This is a genomic window from Afipia birgiae 34632, from assembly GCF_000308295.2.
GTDB classification, from domain to species: domain Bacteria; phylum Pseudomonadota; class Alphaproteobacteria; order Rhizobiales; family Xanthobacteraceae; genus Afipia; species Afipia birgiae.
Map to the genome: position 1 here is coordinate 216,432 of NZ_HG326653.1, position 15,482 is coordinate 231,913.

At 60.7% G+C, this 15,482-nt stretch carries 14 protein-coding genes; 8 read left to right on the forward strand and 6 right to left on the reverse strand.

Annotated elements, in window-relative coordinates:
* Positions 1–40: 40 nt before the first annotated feature.
* The 3 genes from BN32_RS14935 to BN32_RS14945 form a co-directional block, all read right to left on the reverse strand.
* On the reverse strand, positions 41–823 hold the full coding sequence (locus BN32_RS14935; RefSeq protein WP_019199527.1) for an ABC transporter ATP-binding protein: 783 nt from the start codon (positions 821–823) through the stop codon (positions 41–43).
* Positions 823–1,674 carry an ABC transporter permease gene (locus tag BN32_RS14940; RefSeq protein ID WP_019199526.1) on the reverse strand — a complete coding sequence of 284 codons (852 nt, stop codon included), beginning with the start codon at positions 1,672–1,674 and terminating at the stop codon, positions 823–825. The genes BN32_RS14935 and BN32_RS14940 overlap by 1 nt, the downstream gene beginning before the upstream one ends.
* 101 nt (positions 1,675–1,775) lie before the next feature.
* The gene (locus tag BN32_RS14945; protein ID WP_040426754.1) at positions 1,776–2,750 is read right to left on the reverse strand and encodes an aliphatic sulfonate ABC transporter substrate-binding protein; all 975 of its coding nucleotides are present in this window, start codon (positions 2,748–2,750) and stop codon (positions 1,776–1,778) included.
* Between the two features lie 267 nt (positions 2,751–3,017).
* On the opposite strand from BN32_RS14945, the gene BN32_RS14950 reads away from it, so the two are divergent.
* The 6 genes from BN32_RS14950 to BN32_RS14970 all read left to right on the forward strand — a co-directional run bounded on the left by BN32_RS14950 (position 3,018) and on the right by BN32_RS14970 (position 10,372).
* Complete coding sequence (locus tag BN32_RS14950; RefSeq protein ID WP_040426756.1) at positions 3,018–5,813, forward strand: [protein-PII] uridylyltransferase; 2,796 nt, start codon at positions 3,018–3,020, stop codon at positions 5,811–5,813.
* A gap of 162 nt (positions 5,814–5,975) precedes the next feature.
* Positions 5,976–7,379 (forward strand): cytochrome ubiquinol oxidase subunit I, encoded by a 1,404-nt coding sequence (locus BN32_RS14955; protein ID WP_019199523.1) that lies wholly within the window; start codon positions 5,976–5,978, stop codon positions 7,377–7,379.
* Positions 7,380–7,384: 5 nt separating this feature from the next.
* The gene (cydB, locus tag BN32_RS14960) at positions 7,385–8,398 is read left to right on the forward strand and encodes a cytochrome d ubiquinol oxidase subunit II (protein ID WP_019199522.1); all 1,014 of its coding nucleotides are present in this window, start codon (positions 7,385–7,387) and stop codon (positions 8,396–8,398) included.
* Positions 8,399–8,405: 7 nt separating this feature from the next.
* Entirely contained in the window at positions 8,406–8,537 is a 132-nt protein-coding gene (locus BN32_RS26835; RefSeq protein WP_019199521.1) for a hypothetical protein, read from the forward strand.
* A gap of 134 nt (positions 8,538–8,671) precedes the next feature.
* The gene (locus tag BN32_RS14965; RefSeq protein WP_051488518.1) at positions 8,672–9,265 is read left to right on the forward strand and encodes a L,D-transpeptidase; all 594 of its coding nucleotides are present in this window, start codon (positions 8,672–8,674) and stop codon (positions 9,263–9,265) included.
* 57 nt (positions 9,266–9,322) lie between these two features.
* Positions 9,323–10,372, forward strand: a complete 1,050-nt coding sequence (locus BN32_RS14970) for an amino acid ABC transporter substrate-binding protein (protein WP_019199519.1) — start codon at positions 9,323–9,325, stop codon at positions 10,370–10,372.
* An 83-nt stretch (positions 10,373–10,455) separates the two neighbouring features.
* On the opposite strand, the gene BN32_RS14975 is transcribed toward BN32_RS14970, so the two are convergent.
* Both BN32_RS14975 and BN32_RS14980 read right to left on the reverse strand, forming a co-directional pair.
* Positions 10,456–11,595, reverse strand: a complete 1,140-nt coding sequence (locus BN32_RS14975; RefSeq protein ID WP_040426570.1) for an acyl-CoA dehydrogenase family protein — start codon at positions 11,593–11,595, stop codon at positions 10,456–10,458.
* Positions 11,596–11,649: 54 nt separating this feature from the next.
* Positions 11,650–12,834 (reverse strand): acyl-CoA dehydrogenase family protein, encoded by a 1,185-nt coding sequence (locus tag BN32_RS14980; protein WP_019199517.1) that lies wholly within the window; start codon positions 12,832–12,834, stop codon positions 11,650–11,652.
* Positions 12,835–13,032: 198 nt separating this feature from the next.
* Between BN32_RS14980 and BN32_RS14985 the strand changes: the two genes are divergently transcribed.
* A complete protein-coding gene (locus BN32_RS14985; protein ID WP_019199516.1) occupies positions 13,033–13,581 on the forward strand; it encodes a carboxymuconolactone decarboxylase family protein in 549 nt (182 codons plus the stop codon).
* 73 nt (positions 13,582–13,654) lie between these two features.
* Positions 13,655–14,158 (forward strand): VOC family protein, encoded by a 504-nt coding sequence (locus BN32_RS14990; RefSeq protein WP_040426759.1) that lies wholly within the window; start codon positions 13,655–13,657, stop codon positions 14,156–14,158.
* Here the strand turns inward: BN32_RS14990 and BN32_RS14995 are convergent, their stop codons facing one another.
* A complete protein-coding gene (locus BN32_RS14995) occupies positions 14,159–15,421 on the reverse strand; it encodes an MFS transporter (RefSeq protein ID WP_019199514.1) in 1,263 nt (420 codons plus the stop codon).
* Between the last annotated feature and the right edge of the window lie 61 nt (positions 15,422–15,482).

Here is a 15,482-nt window from a genome sequence, read left to right on the forward strand (position 1 = left end):
TTCCTCAGCACCAACAATGCCGGCCTCAAGTTATTCCGGGTTATATACCCTCACCAGCCGTCAGAAAATCATCAACCGGCCGGCGAAGTCCGCGGTCGAGCGAACGATCCAGCGAGGCGAGCACCTGATGCTTAACCGCCTCGAACGCAGGCGAAGCCCTGTCGCGCGGCCGCGTCAGGTCAACCTTGACCTCCTCGAACAATCGTCCCGGCCGCGGGCGCATCACGACGACGCGATCCGCCAGCACCACCGCCTCATCAACATCGTGGGTGACCAGAACAAGCGTTGGCTTGGTATCGGCCCACAGATCAAGCAGATGATCCTGCAGATCGGCGCGCGTGAATGCATCAAGCGCGGAGAACGGCTCATCGAGCAGCAGCACTTCCGGAGACGGAACCAGCGCCCGAGCAATCGCGACCCGCTGCGCCTGCCCGCCGGACAGTTCGCGTGGCCATGCACTGGCCTTATCGGAAAGGCCGACCCGCGAGAGTGCGCGCGTAATCCGCCGTTGCCGCTCCGCCGACGGCAGATGACCGAGGCCGAAGCCGATGTTGTCGGCGACGCTGAGCCAGGGCAGCAATCGAGGTTCCTGAAAGATGATACCGACCTTTTCGTTGGGCGCAGTGATCGAGATGGTGTCGAGCGTGACAGAGCCTGTCGTCGCTCGATCAAGCCCGGAGATCGCACGCAATAGCGTGGATTTACCGCAGCCCGAACCACCGATGATGGCGACGATCTCACCGGGCTTGACGCGCGCGGAGAAATTCTCCAGCGCATGGACGCCATTCGGATAGGTCTTGCCGACATGATCGAAAACGAGCATCAGATGCCCCCCGCATGCGCGCTAAACGAATCCTGCCAGCGCAGGAAGGGCGCTGCAATCAACTGGATCAGCCAGTCGGTGACCTTGCCGAGAATCGCAAAGACGATAATCGCGGCGACGATCTGCGCGGGCTTGCCGAGTTGCTGACCGTCGGTCAGCAGATAGCCGAGCCCCTCGGATGCACCCATGAATTCGGCGGCGACAACGAACATCCACCCCAGACCCAAACCCGAGCGCAGTGAAATCACATAGGCAGGCAATACGGCGGGAAGAAGAATCCGCCGGATCATTGCAAATCCGTTGAGGCGAAAGATGCGGCCGACTTCAACGATCTTCCGATCCACGCTCAGGATCGCGCCGGTGACGCCGAGATAGATCGGGAAAAATACGCCGACGGCGATTAGCGCCACCTTTGATGTCTCGAAAATTCCCAGCCACAGGATGAACAACGGCACCCATGCGATCGAAGGGATCGCACGCAACGCCTGCAAGGTCGGATCGAGCAAGCGCCGCGCAAGCGTCCAGTATCCGCAGATCGCGCCGAAGAGCGTTCCGGCCAGAACCCCGAGACCAAAGCCCGCGCTGACGCGGCTCAGCGTTGCGACAATGTGCCGGCTCAGTTCACCACTCGCGGCCAGTTCCACCAGCGTCTGCCAGATGCGGCTCGGCGGGGGCACCAGCCGTCCATTGGAGTAACCGGAACGCACGGCCAGTTCCCATGCCAGCGCAAGCCCGAGCGGCAACAGCAAGCCAATAGCAGGACGCGCGATACGGCGCAGGCGTTCGGCAGGCCGCGATCCGGGCTCTTCCCCGATGACTTCTGGCGCAGGCGTGTCGAGTGTCATGGCCATAGCGGAAACTGCTTATCGCAACGATTTGCAAGGGTGCTCAAAGCGAAGGCCAACAAGCTTGGCGCATGCGGCCCTTTGAACGTGCCGTCTGCGGCATATCGTTAGTTCGTCGGCAATGGCACCTGATCGTCAATCAGCGCATCCACCGTGGCCTTCACGTCCACACCAGGCTGGATCACGCCGGCTTGCTGAAGTGCAAGACCCGCAGCGAGGATCGACTCGCGCTGCGGCGCGCCGATCCGGTTGTGCGTGAGTTCGGTGCGCTCCTTGAGCTGCTTGTCGACCACGGTCTCCGGCAGCTTGGTCACAGCGATGAAGCCGCGCTTGAGCTCGTCGTAATTGGCCAGCGAGTACTTGCGCGCTTCCTCGTAGACCGCGAGCACACGCTGAACGATTTTCGGATTGTCCTTCAGAAACTGTTCACGGACATTGAGAATGCCCCAGGTGTTGGCTTCAGGCTTGCGGAAGAACAGTTTCGCACCGTCCTCGATCTCGGCCTGCGCCATCATCGGATCGAGCCCGGCCCACGCATCGACGTCGCCGCGGATCAGCGCGGCCTTGCCGTCTGCATGCTGCAGCAGAACCGGGGTGATGTCCTTGTCGGTCAGGCCTGCCTCAAGCAATGCACGGACCAGGAAGATGTGCGGGTCGGTGCCACGTGTGACGGCAACACGCTTGCCTTTCAGATCGGCGACCTTCGCGATCTTGGACTCCTTTGCCGTCACCAGCGCGGTCCATTCGGGACGCGAGTAGACATAGACCGACTTGATCGGGTTGCCGTTGATCTTCGCAACCAGTGCGGCCGAACCTGCCGTCGATCCGAAATCGATTGAGCCGGCGTTGAGAAACTCGAGCGCCTTGTTGGAACCTGCCGACTGCACCCAGACGATCTTGATCCCGTCCTTCTCGAATTCCTTTTCCAGCAGCCCCTTCTCTTTCAGGATGATGGAGACTGGATTGTAGGTCGCCCAATCGATGGCGATCTGCTTCGGCGCATCGGCGGCAAACGCACCGCCGGTGGCAAGCACTGTTCCCATGACAAGGGCAGCGAGGGCGCGTCGTGATAGGTTCAACATCGTCATCTCCATGTGGATGACCGGAACGGAGTTGCGGTCAGGACGGGTGCATTTCGATGCAACAGGCGGGCGTCCCCTGTCGTCCCGATTGCTAAAAATCACTATGTTTTTCAATTACTTATTTGATGTCGTCAACGAGAAAAAAACCACCCGAACAAGACCCGTGAGAGAACCGGCTTTCAAAAATTGCGCGAAAAACAGAAGGGACGGCTCTTTCCGCCGTATTCCGCTGATGACACCGCTGCTGCCGTCCGTTATCCGAATAGAATGGACAGCGTGACGGCCAAGATCCTCCCAGATCCGGAAGTGCAATTCGATACCGTGCGTATCGCCGGCGAGATCGACACGCTTGCGCAAAAGCATGGCGGCAAAGACGACCTGCTTCGCGCCGCTATCACACAATTGCTCAAGGGTGAGTTGGCGCTGGCGCGCGAGGCCGCGCAGGCACAATTGCTGAAGGACCGTCACGGACGGCGATGCGCCGAGCGGCTTTGCTTTGTGCAGGACGAGATCATTCGCATTCTGTTCAATGCCGCGACCCGGCACCTCTATCACTCACCGACCCCGTCGGACTCCGAACGCATGGCCGTGATCGCCACCGGCGGTTACGGACGCGGCTTGATGGCGCCCGAGTCCGACATCGATCTGCTGTTCATCCTGCCCTACAAGCAAACCGCATGGGGCGAGCAGGTGGCGGAGGCAATTCTCTATTGCCTGTGGGACATGGGGCTGAAAGTCGGCCACGCCACCCGCTCGATCGATGAATCGATCCGCCAGGCGCGCGGCGATATGACTATCCGCACATCGGTGCTGGAAACCAGGTTTCTGACCGGCGACCAGGCGCTCTACGACGAACTCGTCATGCGCTTCGACAAGGAGGTCGTGCAGGGCACCGCCGCTGAGTTCGTGACCGCGAAGCTGGCGGAGCGCGAGGAGCGGCACCGCCGCGCAGGCCAGTCACGCTATCTGGTCGAACCCAACGTGAAGGACGGCAAGGGCGGACTGCGCGACCTGCATACGCTGTTCTGGATCGCCAAGTACGTTTACCGGGCCAGCAACAGCGAAGACCTCGTACAGCGCGGCGTGTTCGACCCGCAGGAGTATCGCACGTTCCGCCGCTGCGAGGATTTCCTGTGGTCTGTCCGCTGCAACATGCACTTCTACACCGGCCGCCCCGAAGAACGGCTGTCGTTCGAAATGCAGCGCGAGATCGCGCAGCGGCTCGGCTACACCTCACATCCCGGCATGCAGGATGTCGAACGCTTCATGAAGCACTACTTTCTGATCGCAAAGGAGGTCGGAGATCTCACCGCGATCCTGTGCTCCAAGCTTGAAGACCAGGAAGCCAAGCCTGCGCCCGTGCTGAGCCGGATGATGGCAAAGCTTCGCCCGGGCCGCAAACGTGGTCGCGTTCCCGGCGGCGAAGATTTTGTCATCGACAACAACCGCATCAACCTTGCCGCGCCCGACGTGTTCAAGACCGATCCGGTCAATCTGATCCGCATCTTCCGCCTCGCGCAGAAAAACAATCTCGCATTTCACCCCGACGCCATGCGCGCGGCGACGCGCTCGCTCGGCCTGATCACGCCGAAGCTTCGCGAGAACCCCGAAGCCAACAAGCTGTTCATGGAAATTCTGACGTCGAACGACGCCGAAACGGTGCTGCGACGGATGAACGAGGCCGGCGTGCTCGGTCGCTTCATCCGCGCGTTCGGACGGATCGTGTCGATGATGCAGTTCAACATGTATCATCACTACACGGTCGACGAGCATCTGCTGCGATGCATCGGCATCCTTCAGGATATCGAGCGCGGCGGGAACGACGAGTTCGTGGTCGCTAGCGATCTGATGCGGAAAATCCATCCCGAGCATCGGGCCGTCATCTATATGACGGTGCTGTTGCACGACATCGCCAAGGGCCGCCCCGAGGACCACTCCATCGCGGGAGCCAAGGTCGCGCGGCGGCTTTGCCCACGCTTCGGATTCAACGCGGCCGATACCGAGCTGATCGCCTGGCTGATAGAGGAACATCTCACCATGTCCACGGTGGCGCAGTCGCGCGACCTGTCGGACCGCAAGACCATCGAGAATTTCGCTGCCGTCGTGCAGTCGGTCGAGCAGATGAAGCTGCTGACCATTCTGACCACGGCGGACATTCGCGGCGTTGGCCCGGGGGTCTGGAACGGCTGGAAGGCGCAGCTGATCCGTACGCTTTACTACGAAACTGAACCGGTTCTGACCGGCGGCTTCTCCGAGGTCAATCGCGCCCAGCGCATCGCGGTCGCGCAAGCCGAATTCCGCGCAAACTTCACTGAATGGCCTGAGAGCGAACTCGAGACCTACATCGCGCGGCACTATCCCGCGTACTGGCTGAAGGTCGAGCTGCCGCGCAAGATTCGCCACGCGCGCTTCGTCAAAGCCAGCGAAGCGGGCGGTCATAAGCTCGCGGTCAATGTCGGCTTCGATGAGGGGCGCGGCGTCACCGAACTGACGATTATGGCGCCCGATCATCCCTGGCTACTGTCGATCATCGCGGGCGCCTGCGCTTCAGCAGGTGCTAACATCGTCGATGCGCAGATCTACACCACCACCGACGGTATTGCGCTCGACACCATCGCGATCACCCGCGAGTACGACCGCGACGATGACGAAGGCCGCCGCGCGACCCGCATCGGCGACACCATCGAACAGGTCCTGGAAGGCAAGCTGCGGCTGCCCGACGTGATGGCGCGGCGCACCGCGTCGAAAGCACGCTTGAAGCCATTCGTCGTGGAGCCGGAAGTCAGCATCAACAACCAGTGGTCGGATCGTTACACCGTGATCGAGGTCTCCGGCCTCGATCGTCCGGGTTTGTTGTTTCAGCTCACCACCGCGATCTCGAAACTCAATCTCAATATCGCGTCCGCGCATGTCGCGACCTTCGGCGAACGCGCCCGCGACGTGTTCTATGTGACCGACCTGCTCGGCGCGCAGATCACCGCGCCAACCCGGCAGGCCGCCATCAAGCGGGCCCTGATCCACCTGCTCGCCAACGGCGATGCTGCGGAAAAGCCTGCGGCCTGATTTATCTTTCCACTGCCTGAAGACGGGCTGCACTTTGAATCACGGCCTTTTGCCGCAGGCGCGATTGCGATCGTGCTATGCAGCATTGTGCCTCGCGGCGAATATCATCGCTGCAGTTTGCGTGCTATAACGTCGCCGGATTGGACATACCGGAGGTCCGCGATGTTCGAAGGTTTTGACGCCATCACCCTGGCGCGCATGCAGTTCGCATTCACGGTGTCTTTCCACATCGTGTTTCCGGCCTTCTCCATCGGCCTCGCAAGCTATCTGGCTGTTCTCGAAGCTCTGTGGCTGTGGACCGGCCGCGAGGTCTTCATCAATCTTTTCAATTATTGGCTTAAAATTTTCGCAGTTGCCTTCGGCATGGGCGTCGTGTCCGGCATCGTAATGGCCTATCAGTTCGGCACCAACTGGGCGGTGTTCTCCGACAAGGCCGGCCCGATCATAGGCCCGCTGATGGCTTACGAGGTGCTGACGGCCTTTTTCCTCGAAGCCGGCTTTTTGGGCGTCATGCTGTTCGGGCTGAAGCGTGTCGGCCACAAACTGCATTTCTTCGCGACGTTGATGGTCGCGGTGGGCACGCTGATCTCCGCCTTCTGGATTCTCTCGGCAAATTCCTGGATGCAGACGCCCACTGGCTTCGCAATGAACCCGGCAGGGCAGTTCGTCGCCGCAGACTGGTGGAAGGTTATCTTCAATCCGTCCTTCCCTTATCGCCTCGTACACATGGTGCTGGCAGCGTATCTCACCACCGCGTTTGTTGTGGGCGCCGTCGGCGCCTATCACCTTCTCAAGGATTCCCGGCTGGAAGGCCCGCGGGTGATGTTCTCGATGGCGATGTGGATGGCGGCTATCGTTGCCCCGATCCAGATTTTCGCCGGCGACCTGCACGGCCTCAATACGCTGGAGCATCAGCCTGTGAAGGTGATGGCGATGGAAGGCCACTTCCAGAGTCATCCGAATGGCGCGCCTCTCATTCTGTTCGGCCTGCCTGACCAGGCCGCGGGTGCGGTAAAATATTCGATCGAGATTCCGAAAGCATCATCACTGATCCTCAAGCACTCGCTTGATGCGCCGCTGAAGGGCCTCGACACCGTGCCACGCGAAAACTGGCCGCCGGTGGCGATCGTGTTCTGGTCGTTCCGCGTCATGGTCGGCATTGGATTCCTGATGCTCGGCGTTGGCCTGTTCAGCTTGTGGGCGCGCTGGCGCGGCACGCTTTATCAGGCGCATTGGCTGCATCGCTATGCGCTGGTGATGGGCCCCGCCGGGTTCGTCGCCGTTCTTGCCGGATGGGTGACCACCGAAGTCGGACGGCAGCCCTTCACAGTTTATGGACTGCTGCGCACCGCCGATTCCGCGTCGCCGCTGGCTGCGCCTGCGGTCGCCTCGTCCCTGCTCGCCTTCGTCGTCGTCTACTTCATCGTGTTCGGCATGGGCGTTTTCTATATTCTGAAGCTGATGTATGAGCCTCCGCATCATGGCGAAGAAGGCCCCGACACGCCGGCCCGCGCTGCGGGCATCACGCCCGCGCAGGCCATTCACGCCGTACCAGGACAGGGGTAAGCACGATGGCTGGAATCCCTCTCGACATCGCAACGCTGTGGGCCTTCATCATTGCCTTCGCCGTCTTCATGTACATCGTCATGGACGGTTTCGATCTCGGCCTCGGCATGCTGTTTCCTTTCTTTCCGAAGAAGGAAGACCGCAACGTCATCATGAATACGGTTGCCCCGGTGTGGGACGGCAACGAGACCTGGCTGGTGCTCGGCGGCGGCGGGTTGATGGCGGCATTTCCACTGGCCTTCGCAGTCCTGATGCCGGCGATCTATACGCCGATCATCGCCATGCTGATCGGACTGGTGTTTCGCGGCGTCGCCTTCGAATTCCGCTGGCGCAGCCAGAAGGAGCGCAACCTCTGGGATATCGCCTTCGCAGGCGGATCCTTGGTCGCGGCGCTGTCGCAAGGCATCGCGCTCGGCGCGATCCTGCAAGGCGTTCATGTCGAGGGACGGCACTATGCAGGCGGCTGGTGGGACTGGCTGACGCCGTTCAGCATTCTGACCGGCTGCGCGGTCGTCGCCGGCTATGGTCTGCTCGGCGCAACTTGGCTGATCATGAAGACCACGGGCGAACTGCGCGAGCACGCTTATCGCATGAGCTGGTGGCTTCTGGTCGCAACGCTCATCGCCATTTGCGCCGTTAGTCTCGCAACGCCGTTTCTGCAGGCGGATTACTGGCGACGCTGGTTCGAGTGGCCGAATATCGTCTTCACCGCGCCGATTCCCATCGCTGTGGCGGCTATCACGCTGCTGCTGCTGAAGAGTCTCGCCAACAAGCAAGACTATCGGCCGTTCGTGTTGACGCTGTCGCTGTTCGCGCTGTCCTATGCGGGGCTCGGCGTCAGCATATATCCCTACATCGTGCCGCAAAGCATCACGATCTGGCAGGCCGCAGCCCCCGCCAACAGCCTCAGCTTCATGCTGGTTGGAGTCGCAATTCTTGTGCCTCTCATCCTCGCCTATACTGCATGGTCATACTGGGTGTTCCGCGGCAAGGTCGATCCCTCGAGCGGCTACCACTAGAGTGAGCATGACCTCGCCATCCGAACCGCCCGGGCCGCTGTCGCGAAAGCTGTTGTGGTTCGTCGCCTTGTGGCTGCTCGGGACCGGCACCGTTGCCGTTTTCGCCTATATCCTGCGGCTCTGGATCGCCCCGCACTGATCCGGATGATCACCGATTTCGAATATATTTTAAGGATTTACGACACATGGTGGCCTTGGGGCGGGTATCACTTGCCAGCCGCGCACGGCTAAGGTTTGATGCGCGAGGGCACGACTAAACGCGGGATTCTCGACATGAACATCATTCGCTCTCTCGCTTTGGCGGCGATCGCGGCCAGCCTGTTGTTCGCAGCACCTCATGCATTCGCGCAGGGCCGCGAGATGAACATCGGTGACCAGCCGGGATACATTCCGGAGGACGAGGAAATTGCACCGGAATTCAAGCGCACTGCGGTTTTCTTCCGCACGACCGAAGCGCCCGGCACCATCGTCATCAGCACCTCTGAGCGCTTTCTCTATCTCGTGCAGGGCAACGGTCGCGCACTGCGTTACGGCATCGGTGTCGGCCGCGAGGGCTTCCAATGGCAGGGGCTGCAGAAGATTTCCCGCAAGCAGGAATGGCCGGACTGGACACCGCCGCCGGAAATGATCGCGCGCCAGCCCTACCTGCCACGCTTCATGGCGGGCGGCCCCGGCAATCCGATGGGCGCGCGGGCGCTGTATCTCGGCGCCACGGTCTATCGCATTCACGGCACCAACCAGCCGCAGACCATCGGCAGCGCCGTGTCGTCCGGGTGCTTCCGTCTGGTCAATGCCGACGTGACCGATCTCTTCGATCGCGTCCCCGTCGGCACCAAGGTCATCATCCGCCAGCGGCCCGAAATCTAGTTTTCCGGCACAGATCTTTCGTTTTCCGTACGCATACTTCAGAAGCGAGATTCATTCATGGCCATTTTTTCGCGCACCTTCGGCACTGGTCTCCTCATCGGCGCCACTATTGCTGTCGCGGTTGCGGCAGCGGCAATCGCCTACGAGCGGTACGACACGCGAACCCTGAAACGCACCGTGAAACGAGATGCTGTCCTTTGCGGTGTCAATTCTGGCCTGCCGGGCTTCTCGATTCCCGACGACAAGGGCAACTGGTCCGGCTTCGACGTGGATATCTGCCGGGCTGTTGCCGCCGCGATCTTCAACGACCCGAACAAGGTGAAATTCATTCCGCTCGATGCCAGCGAGCGCTTCAAGGAACTGCGCAACCGCAAGGTCGATATCCTGTCGCGCAACTCCACCTGGAGCATGTCACGCGAGACCGAATACGGCCTGAACTTCGCAGCCGTCGCCTACTACGACGGCGAAGGTTTTATGGTGCGTCAGTCGCGCAATATCGATTCCGCCCTTGAACTCGACGGCAGCAAGGTCTGCGTTCAGGCTGGCACCACGACGCAGCTGAATCTTGCAGACTATTTCCGCGCCAACAACATCAAGTATCAGGAATTGAACCTCCCGAAGCTCGAAGATGTCATCAAGGCCTATGATTCAGGCCAGTGCGATGTACTGACCACCGACGTATCGCAACTCTATGCGCTGCGGCTGCGGCTGACCAAACCCGGCGAACATGTCATCCTGCCGGATGTGATTTCGAAGGAACCGCTGGCACCGGTAGTTCGACAGCGCGACGACGAATGGCTACTGATTGTAAAATGGACGATCTACGCCATGCTCAACGCGGAAGAACTCGGCGTGACATCGAAGAATATCGACGAAGCGCTGAAGTCGAAGAAGCCGGATATCATGCGGTTGGTCGGCACCGAAGGCGCCTATGGCGAGGAAATTGACCTGACCCGGGACTGGGCGGCGCGCATCATCCGCCATGTCGGCAACTATGGCGAAGTCTATGAACGCAACGTCGGCACCGGCTCCAAGCTGGCAATTCCACGCGGTCTCAACCAGCTCTGGAACGCCGGCGGCATCCAGTACGCACCGCCGATCCGGTAATACGCGTTATCTATTTAATCGGGATTGTGATGGCCGGGCTTGTCCCGGCCATTTGCTTCCTCGGCAAAAGCTCCGGCTAGCGCTCAGTAATTCTTCAGCCGCGCCAGCTGGTCAGCGTGATATGCGGCATCACCGAACAATTCCTGACATACCCGCGCGCGCTTCATGAAGAATCCGATGTCGAACGCATCGGTCATGCCGACACCGCCATGCATCTGCACAGCCTCCTGCACGGCCAGCGTCGCCGTCGATCCGGCTTTCGCCTTGGCAACGGCCACCGCAGCGCCTGCCTTGTCGACATCCGAGTCCAGCGCCTGCAGAGCCTTCATCACGGCCGCCTTGGTAATCTCGATCTCGGTGTAAAGATGCGCGGCGCGGTGCTGCAGTGCCTGGAACTCACCGATCGGCTTGCCGAACTGCTTGCGTTCTTTCAGATAGGTCACCGTGCGCATGAAGGCCTCTTCACTGACGCCGACCATTTCGGACGCCACGGCCGCACGGCCGACATTGAGAATGCCCTCGAGCAAGGCTCCACCCTGATCGACCTCTCCGAGCACGCCGTCCGCCGTTACCTCGGCATCATTGAACACGATACGCGCGGCGTTGTGCGCATCAACCATCGCGGTGCGCTCGATCTCGATGCTCCTACTCTTGGGATTGACCAGAAACAGCGTCAGCCCCTCGCGATCACCGCTCTCACCTGCGGTGCGGGCCGCGACGATCAGCAAATCCGAGGCGTGACCATCGACGACGAACGCCTTCGTGCCCTTGAGCTTGAAACCGTTGCCGGAACGCACAGCCTGCATCGCCGTCTTCAGGGGGCGATGCTTGGCGCCTTCGTCCACCGCGAGTGATGCGATCAGATCGCCTTTGGCAATCTTCGTCAGATGTTCTGATTTCTGCGCGGCATTGCCGCCACGCGCCAACGCGGTCGCAGCCACCACGCCGGTCAACAGGAACGGTGACGGCATCAGTGTGCGGCCGATTTCCTCCATCACCACGCCGGCCTCGACGCAGCCAAGCCCGCTACCTCCGAACTCTTCCGGCACCAGCAAGCCAGAGAAGCCCATCTCAGCGAAGGTTTTCCAGAGATCCCGCGAAAAGCCGGTAGCATCCTTCGCATCTCGCAGCTTGCGCAGATGCGCGACCGGAGCCTTGTCGCTGATGAGACCACGCGCGCTGTCGCGCAGCATTGACTGTTCTTCGTTAAGGACGAGAGCCATTTGGGTATCCGGTACGAGTTATCGGTTAAGGAGAGCGGTGCGCGACTGAATGGCTTACGCGCCGGGCAGGTCGAGGATGCGCTTGGCGACAATGCCGAGCATCACCTCGCTGGTGCCGCCTTCGATCGAATTCGCCTTGGTGCGCAGCCATGAGCGAGCCAACGCTCCTTCCTGCGAGCGAGCGCTTTCCCATTCCAGCGCATCGACGCCGCCGGCCGACATCAGGAGCTCATACCGGCGCTTGTTCAGCTCGGTGCCGTAATACTTCAGCGCCGACGAATAAGCCGGATGTCCCTGTCCTGCCTTCGCCAGATCGACCGCTCGCTCGGAAGCACAGGCCAGCGCGGCTTCATCTACATCGAAGGCTGCGATCTGTCCGCGCAACACTGCATCGTCCAGCCGGCCACGTTCGTCCGCGCCGATGGAATTTGCCGCGATCTGGCCGAGCGGGCGCCCGCCACCGCGCTCTCCCAGACCGCTGATCATCGAGCGCTCGTGCTGCAGAAGATACTTCGCGACATCCCAACCACGATTGACGGTGCCGACCACATGCGAACGCGGGACGCGGACGTTGTCAAAGAAGGTTTCGCAAAACGGCGACTTGCCGGAGATCAGGAGGATCGGCTTGGTGGAGACGCCCTTCGAGGCCATATCGAACAAAATGAAGCTGATGCCGTCATGCTTCTTGGCGCTAAAGTCGGTTCGCACCAGACAAAAGATCCAGTCGGCGAAATTCGCCATCGAGGTCCAGATCTTCTGGCCGTTGATGATGTAATCGTCGCCATCGATATCCGCACGCGTTTGCAGCGAGGCCAGATCCGAACCTGCGTTCGGCTCCGAATAGCCCTGACACCAGCGGATCAGTCCGGCAGCGATCTTCGGCAGATGCTCACGCTTCTGCGCCTCGGTGCCGTACTTCAGCAGTGCCGGCCCCAACATCCAGATGCCGAAGCTCGACAGCGGAAGCCGCGCGGAGATCGCAGCCATTTCCTGACGCAGGATTTTTGTTTCCTCTGCATCAAGGCCGCCGCCGCCATATTCCTTCGGCCACTCGGGAACGGTCCAGCCTTTGTTGCGCATGCGCTCGAACCAGAGGCGCTGCGGCTCTGACGAGAACGTGGTGTTGCGGCCGCCCCAGAACACATCGGTCTCGTTCGCCACCGGCTTGCGCATTTCGGGCGGACAATTCGCCGCCAGCCAGGCGCGCGTTTCGCTGCGGAATTTTTCCATATCGGCCATTCGATCGTCCCTCGGGCTGATGGACCGCGACGCGATGCGCGGCTTTGATCAGTTTCTGGGCCGGACTGTACTGTCCGCTTGGCGGATTTCAATATCTCGCTGACGCGAAAGCCTCATCGGGTGCGATATGGTAGCCATGCGCGGCAACCTTGGCAGTATTCCCGGCACAGCCACCGCGTTTAAAACAGAGGAACCGCCATGCGCCTGAAAACGCTTTCGCCTAGCGAAATGACCGCCGATCAGAAGAGCATCTTTGAGGAATCGGTTTCAAGCAAACGCGGCACTGTCACACCGCCGTTGCGAGCATGGATTTATGCGCCTGAAGTCGCGCGGCACGCCAGCCGGCTCGGCGCGTTCCTGCGTTACGATACCACGCTCGGGCCGCGCCTGTCGGAACTTGCCATCCTTGTCACCGCACGGCACTGGAACGCGCAGTACGAATGGTATGCACACAAGAAGATGGCGCTCGCGGCAGGGCTCGACCCGAATATCATCGCCGCCATCAATCATCGCCACGTTCCTGATTTCAACGACCGGAAAGCGCAACTAGTCTACGAGTTCAGCGAGTCGCTGCACGAAAATTGCAAGGTCCCGAAGCTGCTTTACGACAAGGCCGTCGAGATGCTGGGCGAAACCGGCGTGGTCGAACTGGTTGGCCTGCTCGGCTACTACGCATTGGTGTCGATGACACTCAACACCTTCGAAGTCGAATTGCCCGAGGGCGAAACGTCCGACCTTGTGCCGTGATGGACCCGCTCATACATCCGTGAGACCGATGCATCGCCTGCATCGCAAGACCTCGCATCCCGGAGAAGCTAGCATGGCAGCCACAGACGCATTTAGGCCTGTGATCGCGGGAACGCGGATCGGCCACGTCCATCTCAAGGTGGCTGACCTTGACCGCGCGCTCGGCTTCTATCAAGGCGTGCTCGGATTCGAGTTGATGCAGCGCTACGGTGATCAAGCGGCCTTTATTTCAGCGGGCGGCTATCATCATCACATCGGCCTGAATACCTGGCAGAGCAAGGGCGGCAAGCCTCCGCCGGAAGGCGCCACCGGCCTGTTTCACACTGCGATCCTCTATCCGACACGGGCTGCGCTGGCCGATGCATTGCATCGGGTGCTTGAGGCTGGAATACAACTCGACGGCGCAAGCGACCATGGTGTCAGCGAAGCGCTTTACTTGCACGACCCTGACGAAAACGGCGTCGAACTCTATTGGGATCGGCCCGAGGCAGAATGGCCTCGTGCCGCCGATGGAACGCTGGCGATGTTTACACGCAGGCTCGATGTAGATGCGCTGCTGCGAGAGCGCAAGACCTGATCAGTTGGCCCGCAGAGCTTTTCCCCGCACCAGCACAATGGCGGCTGCAATCATCTGGAGTGCGGCGCACGCATAGAACGGCACGGCGTAGCTGCCGAAGATATCACGCAGCAAGCCGACGATCCCCGGCCCGAACGCGTAGGTGAACTGACAGATCGCCGTCACGAGGCTAACCAGCACGCCGAACGCCGCCGCGCTGAACTCCCGTTGCACGATCAGCGTCGGCAGCGTGATCATGTTTCCGACCGAAAAACCGAACACCGCGCTGGCAGTGAACAATGTGACCTCGTTTCGGGTGTTGATCATGACGATTAGCGCAGCTGCCTGACTGATCGCCGATAACGCCGCCGCCTTACGCTGATCCATCCGATCAACGACGAAACCGAACAGCACGCGTCCCACCACCGCCATCGCGGTCATCAGCGCCACTGCGATGCCGGCGCGCTCGCGGCCCATGATCGGATCAAGAAACGAAATCTGGTGCACGATGAAGCCCACCTGCGCGATCATAAGCATCGCGAACGGCACGGTGATCGTCCAGAACGAAAGGCTGCCGAACGCTCCGCGGCGCATCTGTGCAATTGATTGGACGGCAGGCGCGGGCGTGACAGCGAACGCATCGACCGGCGGTAGTAAACGCTTCGGTGGCTGGCCAACCCAGATCAGAATCGCCGGTATTGCCAGCAGGACGATGACCAGCGCCGCGCCGATCGATGTCGCTGGAAAGCCAAATTTGCCAATGGCGGCAACTAAAAGCGGTACGCCGAGCACACCGCCGCAGCTTGCGCCGTTCAAGGCAAGACTAATCGCCATGCCACGCCGCTTGTTGAACCACAGCCCCAGCGTGTTGTTGATCGCGGCAAGGCTGGTGCCCGCCCAGCCAAAGGCGATCAGCGCATAGGCGACGTACAAATGCCACGGAGACGTCACTTGGCCAACCAAGGCGGTGCCTGCGGCAACAGCGAGAATGCCGCCGATGAGAAGGCGGCGTGGCCCCAGCGTGCGGATCGCTTCGCTGACAAACACCACCAGAGCCGCGCTGAACAGATAGTAACCAGTGGTGGCAGTCGAGATCAGCGAGGCCGGCCAGCCGTGAAGACGCTGCAGCTCGGCAAGATAGACACCCTGACCGTAAAAGCCAGCGCCCCAGGCAAACGTCGCAACCAGAAAGCAGACCCCGACGATCGGCCAGCCTTCATAGCGGATCGATGTCTCGTCGATGATTTTCTCATCCACGACGGGGCCGGTGTCAGGCGAATTCATATTCCGGCGTTTCCCCAAAGGAGCTTTCGCTCTTCTTCTCTGCCGATTCCAGCGGCAGTTC

Excerpts from the sequence above, each read along its gene's own strand:
- BN32_RS14935 (WP_019199527.1), bottom strand. The coding sequence starts at position 823 with ATGCTCGTTTTCGATCATGTCGGCAAGACCTATCCGAATGGCGTCCAT.
- BN32_RS14940 (WP_019199526.1), bottom strand. The coding sequence starts at position 1,674 with ATGGCCATGACACTCGACACGCCTGCGCCAGAAGTCATCGGGGAAGAG.
- BN32_RS14945 (WP_040426754.1), bottom strand. The coding sequence starts at position 2,750 with ATGTTGAACCTATCACGACGCGCCCTCGCTGCCCTTGTCATGGGAACA.
- BN32_RS14950 (WP_040426756.1), top strand. The coding sequence starts at position 3,018 with ATGGACAGCGTGACGGCCAAGATCCTCCCAGATCCGGAAGTGCAATTC.
- BN32_RS14955 (WP_019199523.1), top strand. The coding sequence starts at position 5,976 with ATGTTCGAAGGTTTTGACGCCATCACCCTGGCGCGCATGCAGTTCGCA.
- cydB (WP_019199522.1), top strand. The coding sequence starts at position 7,385 with ATGGCTGGAATCCCTCTCGACATCGCAACGCTGTGGGCCTTCATCATT.
- BN32_RS26835 (WP_019199521.1), top strand. The coding sequence starts at position 8,406 with ATGACCTCGCCATCCGAACCGCCCGGGCCGCTGTCGCGAAAGCTGTTG.
- BN32_RS14965 (WP_051488518.1), top strand. The coding sequence starts at position 8,672 with ATGAACATCATTCGCTCTCTCGCTTTGGCGGCGATCGCGGCCAGCCTG.
- BN32_RS14970 (WP_019199519.1), top strand. The coding sequence starts at position 9,323 with ATGGCCATTTTTTCGCGCACCTTCGGCACTGGTCTCCTCATCGGCGCC.
- BN32_RS14975 (WP_040426570.1), bottom strand. The coding sequence starts at position 11,595 with ATGGCTCTCGTCCTTAACGAAGAACAGTCAATGCTGCGCGACAGCGCG.
- BN32_RS14980 (WP_019199517.1), bottom strand. The coding sequence starts at position 12,834 with ATGGCCGATATGGAAAAATTCCGCAGCGAAACGCGCGCCTGGCTGGCG.
- BN32_RS14985 (WP_019199516.1), top strand. The coding sequence starts at position 13,033 with ATGCGCCTGAAAACGCTTTCGCCTAGCGAAATGACCGCCGATCAGAAG.
- BN32_RS14990 (WP_040426759.1), top strand. The coding sequence starts at position 13,655 with ATGGCAGCCACAGACGCATTTAGGCCTGTGATCGCGGGAACGCGGATC.
- BN32_RS14995 (WP_019199514.1), bottom strand. The coding sequence starts at position 15,421 with ATGAATTCGCCTGACACCGGCCCCGTCGTGGATGAGAAAATCATCGAC.